General features: G+C 59.9%; 12 protein-coding genes. 11 read left to right on the top strand and 1 reads right to left on the bottom strand.

Annotated features, from left to right (window positions below; translation table 11 throughout):
• Positions 1 to 70: 70 nt before the first annotated feature.
• From BV390_RS13255 to BV390_RS13225, 7 genes are read left to right on the top strand one after another with little or no spacing between them, the layout of a single operon-like run.
• Entirely contained in the window at positions 71 to 1,735 is a 1,665-nt protein-coding gene (locus BV390_RS13255; protein ID WP_032696449.1) for an ABC transporter substrate-binding protein, read from the top strand.
• A 17-nt stretch (positions 1,736 to 1,752) separates the two neighbouring features.
• Entirely contained in the window at positions 1,753 to 2,706 is a 954-nt protein-coding gene (locus BV390_RS13250; protein WP_004859222.1) for an ABC transporter permease, read from the top strand.
• 2 nt (positions 2,707 to 2,708) lie between these two features.
• Entirely contained in the window at positions 2,709 to 3,602 is an 894-nt protein-coding gene (locus tag BV390_RS13245; protein WP_032689017.1) for an ABC transporter permease, read from the top strand.
• Between the two features lie 2 nt (positions 3,603 to 3,604).
• On the top strand, positions 3,605 to 4,648 hold the full coding sequence (locus BV390_RS13240) for an ABC transporter ATP-binding protein (protein WP_032689015.1): 1,044 nt from the start codon (positions 3,605 to 3,607) through the stop codon (positions 4,646 to 4,648).
• A complete protein-coding gene (locus BV390_RS13235; protein WP_032689013.1) occupies positions 4,638 to 5,648 on the top strand; it encodes an ABC transporter ATP-binding protein in 1,011 nt (336 codons plus the stop codon). Before BV390_RS13240 ends, BV390_RS13235 begins: the two co-directional genes overlap by 11 nt.
• A 30-nt stretch (positions 5,649 to 5,678) precedes the next feature.
• Positions 5,679 to 6,863, top strand: coding sequence for an amidase (locus tag BV390_RS13230; RefSeq protein ID WP_032689012.1), 1,185 nt, complete (start codon positions 5,679 to 5,681; stop codon positions 6,861 to 6,863).
• Entirely contained in the window at positions 6,853 to 8,121 is a 1,269-nt protein-coding gene (locus BV390_RS13225) for a Zn-dependent hydrolase (RefSeq protein ID WP_032700609.1), read from the top strand. Before BV390_RS13230 ends, BV390_RS13225 begins: the two co-directional genes overlap by 11 nt.
• 141 nt (positions 8,122 to 8,262) lie before the next feature.
• On the opposite strand, the gene pdxR is transcribed toward BV390_RS13225, so the two are convergent.
• The gene (gene pdxR / locus BV390_RS13220) at positions 8,263 to 9,729 is read right to left on the bottom strand and encodes a MocR-like pyridoxine biosynthesis transcription factor PdxR (protein WP_032689010.1); all 1,467 of its coding nucleotides are present in this window, start codon (positions 9,727 to 9,729) and stop codon (positions 8,263 to 8,265) included.
• 232 nt (positions 9,730 to 9,961) lie between these two features.
• Between pdxR and BV390_RS13215 the strand changes: the two genes are divergently transcribed.
• The 4 genes from BV390_RS13215 to BV390_RS13200 are packed head-to-tail and all read left to right on the top strand — an operon-like array spanning position 9,962 to position 12,937.
• Positions 9,962 to 10,813 carry a transporter substrate-binding domain-containing protein gene (locus BV390_RS13215; RefSeq protein ID WP_032689009.1) on the top strand — a complete coding sequence of 284 codons (852 nt, stop codon included), beginning with the start codon at positions 9,962 to 9,964 and terminating at the stop codon, positions 10,811 to 10,813.
• Between the two features lie 48 nt (positions 10,814 to 10,861).
• Positions 10,862 to 11,503 carry an amino acid ABC transporter permease gene (locus BV390_RS13210; protein ID WP_032689008.1) on the top strand — a complete coding sequence of 214 codons (642 nt, stop codon included), beginning with the start codon at positions 10,862 to 10,864 and terminating at the stop codon, positions 11,501 to 11,503.
• A gap of 14 nt (positions 11,504 to 11,517) precedes the next feature.
• Positions 11,518 to 12,183, top strand: a complete 666-nt coding sequence (locus BV390_RS13205; RefSeq protein ID WP_032689007.1) for an amino acid ABC transporter permease — start codon at positions 11,518 to 11,520, stop codon at positions 12,181 to 12,183.
• Entirely contained in the window at positions 12,176 to 12,937 is a 762-nt protein-coding gene (locus BV390_RS13200) for an amino acid ABC transporter ATP-binding protein (protein WP_032689006.1), read from the top strand. Before BV390_RS13205 ends, BV390_RS13200 begins: the two co-directional genes overlap by 8 nt.
• Positions 12,938 to 12,976: the final 39 nt, after the last annotated feature.

Raw genomic sequence — 12,976 nt, 5'->3', positions numbered from 1 at the left:
TTTTCGCACTGATAAACTGGTATGCATCTTGCCTGTTAAATAACGACTTTTATTTAACAGGGACAATGTGATGCTAAATAACACCGTACTTTTGCGCAAACGTCATCTTGCCGTTGCTGTCAGCGGCGCGCTGGCGCTCTTTGCCTCCCTGCAGTCCAGTGCCTCTACTCTGCGGATCGCCATGACCGCCGCCGATATCCCCCTGACGCTTGGGCAGCCCGATCAAGGATATGAAGGCAACCGCTTCACCGGTATCCCGCTGTACGATGCCCTGGTCGAGTGGGATCTTTCGCAGGGCGAAAAGCCCAGTGGCCTGGTTCCGGGCCTGGCGACGGAGTGGCACGTTGACCCGCAGAATCAAAGTCGCTGGATTTTTACCCTGCGACCCGGCGTGAAGTTTCATGATGGCAGCGAGGTGAACGCCGACGCTATCGTCTGGAACGTCGATAAGGTGCTGAACAAAGCTGCGCCGCAATATGCGCCGGGGCAGATTGGCAACACGCTGTCCCGTATGCCGACGCTGATCGGCGCGGAAAAAATCGATCAATATACGGTCGCGCTGACCACCTCCGAGCCGGATGCACTGCTGCCGTACAACATCACCAACCTGTTTATTGTCTCGCCGACGGCCTGGCAAAAACAGTATGACGCGGTGCCGGCCAGCATCGGCGATGCGGCGGCCCGCAGCAAGCAGGCGTGGACGGCGTTCGCCGCTCAGGCGGTGGGCAGCGGTCCCTTTAAAATGGAAAAACTGGTTCCGCGCCAGCAGCTGATTCTCGATAAAAACCCGGATTACTGGAATAAAGCGCGCATTCCGCGGGTCGATAAAGTGGTGCTGATCCCGCTGCCGGAGGCCAATGCTCGTACCGCCGCGCTGCTGTCAAAACAGGTGGACTGGATTGAAGCCCCGGCGCCGGATTCTGTCGATCAGATTAAAGCCCAGGGGTTTAAAATCTACGCCAACACCCAGCCGCACCTGTGGCCGTGGCAGTTCTCCTTTGCAGAAGGCTCGCCGTGGAAAGATATTCGCGTGCGCAAAGCCGCCAACCTGTGCCTTAACCGCGCCGAACTCAAAAGCTATCTCGGCGGCTACATGACCGAAGCGACCGGTGTCTATGAAGCCGACAGTCCGTGGCACGGCAAACCCACTTTCCAGATCAAATACGACCCGGACAGCGCCCGTAAACTGATGACCGAGGCCGGATTTAGCGCCGCAAAACCGCTGCACGTCACGGTGGCGACTTCCGCTTCCGGCTCCGGGCAGATGCAGCCGCTGCCGATGAATGAATATATCCAGCAGAGCCTGAAAAGCTGCTTCTTCAATGTCGATATCAAAGTGACGGAATGGAACACCCTGTTTACCAACTGGCGTCTGGGGGCAAAAGATCCCTCGGCGAAGGGGATCGATGCGATCAACGTCAGCGCCGCGGTCAACGATCCTTACTTCGGCCTGATCCGCTTCTCGACCGCCAAAGCTTTCCCGCCGGTCGCCACCAACTGGGGCTACTTCTCGACGCCGGAGACGGAAAAGCTGGCGACGGCGGTGAAGCACGCCTTTACCCCGGCGGAGATGGATAAAGCCGCCGGAGAGCTGCACGCGGCGCTGGTGGATCAGGTGCCGTTCCTGTTTGTCGCCCATGACGTCGGGCCGCGCGCCATATCGCCTGCGGTGACCGGGGTGGTCCAGCCACAAAGCTGGTTTATCGATCTCAGCCTGGTGAGTAAGAAAGAGTAACCGCACAGGGGGAACAGATGATCAATACGCTGCTATACCGCATTCTGCTGGCCATCCCGACGATGCTCGGCGTGGCGCTGATCTGTTTTATGCTGGTGCAGATCGCCCCGGGCGACCCGCTGGTCTCGGTGATGCCGCCGGATGCCTCCGAGGCGCTGCGCCAGACATTAATGCAGGCCTATGGCTTTGATAAACCGCTGCCGCTGCAGTTCGTGCACTGGCTATGGCGGGCGCTGCATGGGGATTTGGGCATGTCGGTGGCGACGGGCCGGCCGGTGCTGGGCGAAGTGCTGACGGCGGTCAGCTATTCGCTGCGTCTGGCGCTGCTGGCAACCATTATCGGCTTTGTGCTGGGCAGCCTGTTTGGTTTTGTCGCCGGCTATTTTCGTAACAGCATCGTTGACCGCCTGGCGTCACTGCTGTCGGTTTTCGGCGTCAGCGTGCCGCATTACTGGCTGGGAATGCTGCTGGTCATCGTCTTCAGCGTCAAATTCTCCCTGCTGCCGGCCACCGGCGGCGGACCGATTGGCGAGATTGGCTGGCAGTGGGACCGGGAGCATCTGCAGTTCATGCTGCTGCCGGCGATTACGCTGTCGGTGATCCCGACCGGGATTATCGCCCGCACCGTGCGTTCGCAGGTGGCGGACATTCTTAGTCAGGAGTTTATCGTCGGCCTGCGCGCCCGCGGGCTGAACGAATCGCGCATCTTCCTTCACGTGGTGAAAAACGCCGCGCCGACCGCGCTGGCGGTGATGGGGCTGCAGGTGGGGTATTTGATGGGCGGCTCGATTCTCGTTGAAACGGTCTTCTCCTGGCCGGGGACCGGTCTGCTGCTGAATACGGCGATTTTCCAGCGCGACCTGCCGTTGCTACAGGGAACTATCTGGGTGCTGGCGCTGTTTTTTGTGCTGCTCAATCTGCTGGTGGATATTCTGCAAACCACCCTCGATCCGCGAATTAAGAGGAGCTGACTATGGTGGATACCGCGACGACGAAAATGGCGCCGGTTTCTCCGGTTCTGGCTGCCCGGCAGGGCTACTGGCGCGGCGTGTTTCGCCGCCTGCTGCGCGATCCCGGCGGCCTGATCGTCGGCGCCATCATTTTGCTGCTGCTGGCGCTGGCGCTGTTTGGCCCGTGGCTGATAGTCAAAGACCCTTATCAGACCTCGATGTTTTTACGCCTTAAACCTATCGGCAGCGACGGCTTTGTACTGGGTTCTGATGAACTCGGCCGCGATATGCTGTCGCGCCTGATTCTCGGCGCCCGGCTGTCGCTGTTTATGGGCATTGTTCCGGTGGTGTTCGCCTTTTTCATCGGCGGCGCCATCGGCATTATCGCCGGCTATACGGGGGGGAAAACCAATACCCTGATTATGCGCACCGTCGACGTGTTTTACGCTTTCCCTTCAGTGCTGCTGGCGATTGCGCTCTCCGGCGCGCTGGGGGCGGGGATTGGCAATGCGCTGCTGTCGCTGACGCTGGTGTTCGTGCCGCAGGTGGCGCGGATTGCGGAAAGCGTCACCGCCCAGGTCCGCCATATGGACTATATCGAGGCCGCCCGCGCTACCGGGGCCAGCGCCTTTACCATTATTCGCGTCCAGGTCCTCGGCAACGTGCTGGGGCCGATTTTTGTCTTCTCCACCGGCCTGATTTCGGTGTGCATGATCCTCGCCTCCGGCCTCTCTTTTCTTGGCCTGGGCGTGCGGCCGCCGGAGCCAGAATGGGGATTGATGCTCAACACCTTACGCACGGCCATCTACACCCAGCCGTGGGTGGCGGCCCTGCCGGGACTGATGATTTTTATCACCTCCATTTCGTTCAACATCCTCGCTGACCGCCTGCGCACGGCGATGGCGATTAAGGAGTAACGATGCAACCTTTTATCAATATCGACCTTGGCGGCCCGGCTCAGCCGCTGCTGAAGGTCAATCAGCTGTTGAAGTATTTTCGTGCCGGTGGCGCAAAAAGCCGTGAAGTGGTGCAGGCGGTGGATAACGTCAGCTTTACGGTGATGAAAGGTGAAACGCTGGGCGTGGTAGGGGAGTCCGGCTGCGGCAAATCGACGACGGCGCGCCTGCTGATGCAGCTGCTTAATCAGGACAGCGGCGAGCTGATCTTTGATGGCCTGACGGTGGGCTCCTCGCGCCTGCCGATGAAAGAGTATCGTCGTCAGGTACAGATGGTGTTTCAGGATAGCTATGCTTCGCTCAATCCGCGTATGACGATGGAGGAGAGTATCGCTTTCGGCCAGCGCGTACACGGAGTGAGCGCCAAAGATGCCAGCGAATATGCGCGCTATCTGCTGGCCCACGTTGGCCTCGAACCCGAACGTTTTGCTCACCGCTATCCACATGCGCTCTCCGGCGGCCAGCGTCAGCGCGTCAACATCGCCCGCGCTCTGGCAATGAAGCCGCGGCTGGTGATTCTCGACGAGGCGGTGTCGGCGCTGGATAAATCGGTAGAGGCGCAGGTTCTGCAGCTGTTGCAGGAGCTCAAGCGCACCCTTGAGCTGACCTATGTGTTTATCAGCCACGATCTGCACGTGGTGCGCTGGTTGTCGGATCGCATTCTGGTGATGTATCTCGGCGAGGTGGTGGAAATTGGGCCGGCGGAACAGTTGTTTACCCGCTCCGCTCATCCTTATACCCGCGCATTGCTCAGCTCGATGCCATCGATGGACCCGCAAAACCGCACCCTGACCTCGCCACTGAACGGCGATCCGCCGAGCCCGATATCACCGCCTGCGGGCTGTCGGTTTCATACCCGCTGTCCGCACGCCAGAGCGGTGTGCTCCGAGGTGAAACCGAAGCTCGAAAGCGTCGGCGAGGGGCATCAAAGCGCCTGCCTGATGGCCCAACCGTCGTCGCCCTGGCATCAGAACATCGCCATTCAGGAGGTGAGTCATGTCGCATGAGGCTTTTGTCCATATTCGCGATCTGCGGGTGGAATTTCGCCGCGATGGCCAGACGGTGAATGCGGTTAACGGCGTCTCTTTTGATGTCCATAAAGGCGAAGTGATGGCGCTGATCGGTGAGTCGGGGTCCGGTAAAAGCGTCACGTTGAGGGCGCTGATGCGCCTGCATCCGCCAACAAGCAGCGTGCTCTCGGGGACGCTACGCGTCGGCGATGAGGAGGTGCTGAAGATGAGCGCTTCCCGGCTGCGGGCCTATCGCGGCGCCCGCTGCGCGATGATTTTCCAGGAGCCGCTGTTGGCGTTTGACCCGGTGTATACCGTCGGTCAGCAGATCGTCGAAGGGTTGCGTCGCCACGAAGGGCTATCGCGTCAGGCGGCAAAAGAACGGGCGCTGGAAGCGCTGCGCCAGGTGCGGATCCCCAGCCCGGAACGGCGGCTGGACGCCTATCCGCATGAGATGTCCGGCGGGATGCGTCAGCGGGCGATGATTGCCCTGGCGCTGTCGTGTAATCCCCAGCTGCTGCTGGCGGATGAACCGACGACCGCGCTGGACGCCACGGTGCAGATCCAGATTCTGATCCTGCTGCGCGAACAGCAAAAGCAGCGCGACCTGGCGATTATCTTTGTGACTCATGATATTGGCGCCGCGGTGGAGATAGCCGACCGGGTGGCGGTGATGTACGCCGGGCGGATCGTCGAAGAGGCCTCGATGACGGATATTTTGTCCCGTCCTCGCCATCCCTATACCCAGGTGCTGCTGGGCAGCCGTCCCAAAGACGGCTTGAAAAAAGGCGACGCGCTGCACTGCATTCCCGGTTCGCCGCCGGATCTTTCCCGCTTGCCGCCGGGCTGCGCGTTCGCCGACCGTTGCCCGCATGCGAGAGCCGTTTGTACGCAAACTCAACCCGTGACCGAACAGGTTGGCCAGCGTCATGTGGTGAGTTGTCATCGCTGGCGAGAACTGACGACGGCCGTCGAAAAGCCGGCGCTGTATGCCTGAACGGTCGGCCGAATAAAAGAGGTGATACGCATGCAGGATGATAATCACGCATTTATGCCTTACCCGCCGCAGCCGGTACCTCACGCGCTGAGCGGGCCGCTCAGCGGGATGACCTTTGCCGTCAAAGATCTGTTTGATGTTGCGGGCTATCCCACCGGCGGCGGTAACCCGCATTTACTGGCGCTCTCCGGCATTAAACGCCGCACTGCTCCGGTGGTGCAGCGCCTGCTGGATAACGGCGCACGTTTTATCGGTAAAACCCACACCAGCGAGCTGGCCTACTCGATGAGCGGCCACAATGTGCATTACGGGACGCCGCGCAACGGCGCCGCGCCGAACCATATTCCCGGCGGCTCGTCATCCGGGTCGGCGTCGGCGGTGTCGAACGGCGTGTGCGATTTTGCGCTGGGTACCGATACCGGCGGTTCGGTGCGTACCCCGGCAAGCTACTGCGGCTTGTTTGGTCTGCGCCCCACGCACGGGCGCATTTCGCTCGACGGCTGCCAGCCGCTGTGCGCCACGATGGACACCTGCGGTTTCTTCGCTCAAACGCCGGAGGTCTTTCGGGCGGTCGCTGATTGCCTGCTGGACGCGAAGCCTCCGGCAATTGCCGGCGTGGCGCTGGCGTGCCATGACACCCTCTTTTCCCGCCTGCCGTTGCGCAGCCAGCAGGCATTGTTGCCCGTTCGGCAGCGGCTTGAGCGCGCGTTTGGCGCCATCACGCCGCTGAATGCGCCGCTGCCGGACATCGATGAGATCTATCTCGCCTTCCGGCAGATTCAGGGATTCGAGGCCTGGCAGGCGCAGGGGGAGACGATAGAACGCTATGGCCTGCAGTTGGGACCGGATGTGCGTGAACGCTTCTTATGGGGAAAAGCGGTGACGCCGGCGCAGTATGAGGCCGCCTGCCAGCGGCGGGAGCACGTTACCCACTGGTGGGATGCGCTGTTGGGCGACGCGATACTGGTTCTGCCCACCGTGCCCGACGGCGCGCCGCTGTTGACGGCGCAGGCTGAGGAGATTGAGACCACCCGGCGCCTTTCCCACGATTTATTGTTGATTTCGGTGATGACCCGGCGCCCGCAGGTGACGCTGCCGGTCGCCCAGGCCGGCGGTCTGCCGCTGGGCATCTCTTTTTTAGGGCCGCGCGGCAGCGATCGTCTGCTGGTGGAGCTGGCCGTTGCCTTCGCGCAAGGAGACAAAAATGAGCAGTGAGATTCTTTTCACCCCGGTTGCCGAGGCGACGGGTTGGCGTATTAACGGTGAGCGGTTATGGGATTCATTGATGGCGCTGGCGGAAATCGGCGCGACGCCGAAAGGAGGCTGCTGTCGCCTGACGCTCACCGATCTCGACCGACAGGGACGAGATTTAGTCATCGGCTGGGCGCAAGCGGCGGGGATGAGCGTTACCGTTGATAAAATCGGTAACGTGTTTATGCGCCGGGAAGGGCGCAATCCGCTGCTGCCGCCGATTGTCTCCGGCAGCCATATCGATACTCAGCCTACCGGCGGGAAATTTGACGGTAACTACGGGGTGCTGGCGGCGCTGGAGGTCGTGCGTACGCTGAACGACCTCGATATTGAAACCGAAGCGCCGATTGAAGTGGTGTTCTGGACCAATGAAGAAGGTTCGCGTTTTGTGCCGGTGATGATGGGGTCCGGCGTTTTTGCCGGCGTATTCCCGCTGGAAACCATCTATGCCGCGCAGGATGCGCAGGGAAAAACGGTGGGCGAGGAGCTGGCGCGTATCGGCTATATCGGCAGCCAGACTCCCGGCGATCATCCGATCGGCGCCTACTTTGAAGCCCATATCGAGCAGGGACCGATCCTTGAAGATGAAGAGAAAATCATCGGCGTGGTGCAGGGCGTGCTGGGGATCCGCTGGTACGATTGCGTGGTGACGGGGCAGGAGTCACATGCCGGGCCGACGCCGATGCGTCTGCGTCAGGATGCCTTGCAGGTGGCGACGCGGATTATGCAGGAGGTGGTGGCGATTGCCGGGCGGAGCGAAGAGGGGCGCGGCACCGTCGGGATGGTGCAGGTCTATCCCAATAGTCGCAACGTGGTGCCGGGCGAGGTGACGTTCTCTATTGATATGCGCAATCTCAGCGACGCGGCAGTGGATGATATGGACCGCCAGCTGCGCGCCTTTATCGCGCGCGTGCAGCAGGAGAGCGGGCTGACGGTACAGTTGAAAGAGGTCAGCCACTATCCGGCGGCGCCGTTTCATCCCGATTGCCGGCAGGCCATTGCCGAGGCGGCGGCACAGCTTGGCTATCCATCGCGGGAGATTGTCTCCGGTGCCGGGCATGATGCGGTGTATATGAGCTATCTGGCGCCGACGGGAATGATCTTTATTCCCTGCAAAGACGGGATTAGCCATAACGAAATCGAATATGCCTCGCCGGAACACGTTGCTGCCGGCGCAAACGTGCTGCTGCAGGTCATGCTGCAATACGCGCAGGTGGCGTAACCCGGAGTCGGGATTCCCCGGCTGGCGCTACGCTTAGCCAGGCTACGGCGTTGTGCTGCCCAGACCACGGACCGGTGGGGATGGTAGCCCGGATAAGGCGCAAGCGGCGCTACCCGGGGGAGGGCAGGCCATGGAGCCTGCCTATTCCAGCTGCGCCAGCTGGTGGCACAGCACCTCGACGCCGGGCGCAATCGCATCGGGATTGATGGCGTGAAAGCCCATGCGGAAAAAGTTTTCCGGCGGCGTGGCGTTGAGGAAATGGCGCGCGCCGGGTTCAATCAGCACCCCGGCATGGGCGGCACGCCAGGTCAGCTGCTGCGTATTGATCTGTTTCGGTGTCGACAGCCAGAAAGCATTGGCATGTTCGCTCCCGGGAATAATTCGGCACTCCGGCAGGTAGCGGTGCAGCGCATTATTCAGCCGCTCCCAGCGCTGGGCGGAGTCATAGTGGTAGCGGCGCAGGTGGGTTTCATAGTGCCCCTGGGCGAGAAAATGGGCCATCTGATACTGAATATTGGTGGGCGGGTGGCGGTAAATCAGCCGCCGCAGCGCGCGGGCTTCATCAATCAGGTCCGGGTCGGCCACCATAAATCCCAGCCGCAGGCCGGGAGAGAGCGCCTTCGACAGGCTGCTGACGTAAATCACCCGCCCGCTACGGTCGCTGGCTTTCAGTGCCGGTAGCGGGTTGAGGGTAAAGTTACTTTCCGAGTCGTAATCATCTTCAACGATCACCGCATCGTAGCGGGCCGCATGTTCCAGCAGCTGGCTGCGCCGCGCCTGGCTCATCGCCACCCCCGTCGGCACCTGGTGGCCGGGGGTGACGTAGTAGTAATCGCAGGGAGCATCGTCGAGCACGATCCCTTCTTCGTCCACCGGGTGCGGCACGATGTCGGCGTCCGCCAGCAGGAAGGTATTAATCGCTTCGCGGAAGCAGGGATTCTCCACGCCGACCCGGGTTCTGGACGACATCAGCAGGCGGGTGAGCAGGTAGAGCGCGTTCTGCGAGCCGAGCGTAATCAGGATCTCATCCGCTGCGGCGACGATGCCGCGCTTGGGCAGAACCCGGGTGCGGATCTGCTCAATCAGCATCGGGACGTCCTGGTCGATATGATCGACGACCCAGGCCGGATCGCGCACGCCGCCGTGCAGCCAGTTGGCCGCCGAACGCCAGGTGGTCAGCGGGAACTGGCGGGTATCCGGCTGGCCATAGATAAACGGATAGCGATAGTTCATCCAGCCGGCGGGTTTCAGAATCGACTCCTGCTGGCTGGGGGTGATTTGCAGTCGTGCGCCCCAGCGTGGTGCAGTACGCTCGTCATCCGGTGCACCCTGCACGGCAACCGTCGCGGCGGAATGCTGATAGTCGGGATGCAGATAGTATCCGCTGCGCGGGCGGCTGATGAGATACCCTTCGCTGACCAGACTCTCAAAAACCAGCGCCGTGGTATTGCGCGACACCCGCAGCTGGCTGGCCAGCTGACGACAGGATGGCAGCGGCGTGTCGGCGGAAAAGATACCGCTCAGAATGGCGTTAACCAACGTCTCCCGCACCTGTTCCTGTAAACCGCGACGTTGGTCGAACTCGACGTGCAAAAGGTGACGGATCATGCGGGGCTCCTTAGGTGAATACTCTGACTACCTTGCAGCAAATTCCATACCACCCTGAAAAAGTCTGACACACGGACGCAACGAAACTGGCTCTATCCGGAAAACAAAAACGCTCCCTACAGTAAAAACGCATTCATCAGTCGCGGAACGGAACTTCCGTCGGCACAAGTTTTGCAAAACCTTTTCATGTTCGGGAATGAACACGTCTGGCGAATTAATTAGGGGTGGCTTGATGAACAAATCGTTGGCTTCAATGTGTCTGGGCGCCGTTATGGCACTGGCTTTCTCTTATCACGCAGCGGCAGCAGATCTCCCGGAAATTGAAAAATCCGGCACCCTGAAAGTCGCGACCGAAGATGATTACGCGCCGTTTAACTTTATGAGTAACGGCCAGGCCGATGGCTTTAACAAAGATATGCTGGAGGAGCTACGCAAGTATGCGAAATTCCACGTCGACCAGAGCATCCTGCCGTGGACCGGCCTGTTAGCGGCGGTCTCCACCGGCCAGTACGATATGGCGTTAACCGGCGCGGTGATCACCGATGACCGTCTGAAGGTCTTTGACTTCACGCCGCCATGGGCTTCGGCGCAGCACTACTTCGTAAAACGCGCCGGGGATAATTCACTCGATACCATCGCCGACCTGAGCGGCAAAAAAGTGGGCGTCCAGGCGGGCAGCGCGCTGCTGGCGCGACTGCCTGAGCTGAAAGCGATGCTGGAAAAAACCGGCGGCAAGCTCGGGCCGGTGGTGGAGTATCCCTCTTACCCGGAAGCCTACGCCGACCTTGCCAATAAGCGCCTCGATTACGTGATTAACGTGGTGATTTCAGTCAACGACCTGGCGAAAGCCAAACCGAAGGTCTTTGCCAAAGGGCTGGCGGTGTCCGGTCCGGGCTATATGGCGTGGCCGATTCCGAAAAACTCCCCGCAGCTTTTGGCCTACATGACCAAGTTTATCAACCATATGCGTGAAACCGGCAAGCTTGCGGAGCTGCAGAAAAAATGGTTTGGCGAAACCTACGATAACCTCCCGACGGAAGCGATTACCAGCCCGGAACAGTTCCATAAACTGGCTGGTTTGTAACAGTTTGCGGCGGGTCACCGCCGCGTTTTTAATCCACAGGAGGGCCATATGGATGCAATTTCCTGGCAGTTATTGATTGAAGGCGCATGGACGACCCTCTGGATTTCGGCTATCGCTATCGCCTTTGGGGTGGTGATTGGCCTGCTGATCGCGCTGGTGAGGATGCTGCGTCTCCCGATTGTCGACCAGCTGCTGGTGGTCTATATCAGCCTGGCGCGCGCCACGCCGCTGGTGACGCTGGTGCTGTTTCTGTTTCTCTCGCTGCCCACGGTGGGGATTAATCTTGATAAAAACGTGGCGGCAATCGTGGCGCTGACCCTCAACACCTCGGCTTTTAACGCCGAAATCTGGCGCAATGCGTTTCGCACCTTCCCGCGCGAGCAGCGCGAGGCGGCAGAATCCGTGGGGATGCGCCGCTGGACCTATTTTCGCTACATCATGCTGCCGCAAATGTGGATCGAAAGCCTGCCGGCGCTGGTGAACGAAATGTCTTTCCTGATTAAAGGCAGCCCGGCGATTGCGGTGATCGGCGTGGTCGATTTGACCCGCGTGACCAATCGCATCTCATCCGTCACCTATGAGCCCCTGTCGCCGATTCTCGCGGCGGGTCTGCTTTATGTCGTGATCATCGGCATGCTGCTGAAGCTGCAGGGACTGGCGGAACGTAAAGCAAAACGCCTGGCACGATAACAACAGGAGGATCTATGAATCAGTGGGCCATTATCTGGTCAGCGCGCGACAGCTTTATTGCCGGCCTGATTGCCACTCTTGAGCTATTCATTGTGGCCGCCGTTGTGGGGTTAGCCATTGGCATTGTGCTGTGCTATTTGACCGAATATCAAAAGCGCTGGCTTAACCGCGTGATTATCGGTTTTGTCAGCCTGATGCGTGCAATTCCGTTCTTAATCCTCGCCTATCTGCTCTATTACGGCCTGCCGGAAGTGGGGATCAGTATGGACGCCTGGAGCGCAGGTCTGGTAGCGCTGATGATCTACCACGGCGCCTATTTCTTTGAAATCCTGCGCAGCCAGCGCCGGGTCTTCTCCGCCGGATATATCGAGGCCGCGGTGGCGCAGGGTTTTTCTCGCTACCAGATATACCGGCGGATTATTTTGCCGAATATCGTCTCATCGGCGCTGCCGCTGCTCGGCAACCAGCTGATTATTTGCCTGAAGGATACCGCTTTTCTCAGCATTATCACCGTTCAGGAAATTACCGCCGCGGCCAACAGCGTGCAGGCGACCTGGTTCATCCCGTTTAACGCTTTTATCGTCGCGATTGCACTCTACTGGGCGATCAGCATTTTGCTGGAGTTGCTGATTAAGCGACTGAGCGCCCTCGGAGCTAAAAGAGGAATGAGTCATGCCTGATACCACCGCAGTAAGCATTAAAAACGTCTCTAAACAGTTTGATAATATTGAAGTTCTGCGAGACATCAATCTGACCGTCGAAAAGGGGTCGGTGGTCAGTATCCTGGGGTCATCAGGTTCCGGTAAATCGACGCTGCTGCGCTGCATGAACTGGCTGGAACAGCCGGACCGCGGGGAGATTCATATCGGCGGCCAGCGGCTGGGGATTGATGAACAGAACGGCAAAGCCATGTCCCACCGCCAGCTGTCGAAGATTCGTGAGCGGGTGGGGATGGTGTTCCAGAGTTTTAACCTGTGGCCGCACCTGACCGTGCAGCAGAATGTCAGCGAAGCGCTGCTCCACGTCAAAGGGATGAAGCGCGATGCAGCCTCTGCAATAGCCATACAGCAGCTGGAAAAGGTCGGGATGGCGCACAAGGCCGACGCCTGGCCGATTACCCTCTCCGGCGGGCAGAAGCAGCGGGTGGCGATAGCCCGTTCGCTGGCGATGTCGCCGGAGGTGATTCTGTTTGATGAGCCGACGTCGGCGCTGGATCCCGAGCTGGTCAACGAAGTGTTGGGGGTGATGAAGGCGCTGGCGGCGGAGGGCTACACCATGGTGGTGGTGACTCATGAGATGGACTTTGCCCGCCAGGTATCGGATGAAGTGGTGTTTCTCGAAAAAGGGTTGTTGATTGAGAAAGCGCCGCCGGAGAAATTTTTCACCAACCCCGACTCTGAACGCGTACGCCAGTTTCTGCAGAGCCGCCGCTAATAAGAGGGGGCCCGCTCGCCTGCGGCCGCTCTCCCCGGT

Origin of the sequence: Klebsiella sp. YJ (assembly GCF_002108615.1) — a bacterium.
Classification (GTDB): Bacteria; Pseudomonadota; Gammaproteobacteria; order Enterobacterales; family Enterobacteriaceae; genus Klebsiella; species Klebsiella planticola.
Note: the sequence above shows the minus strand (reverse complement) of the source record. Positions and strands in the feature narration are given on the sequence as shown.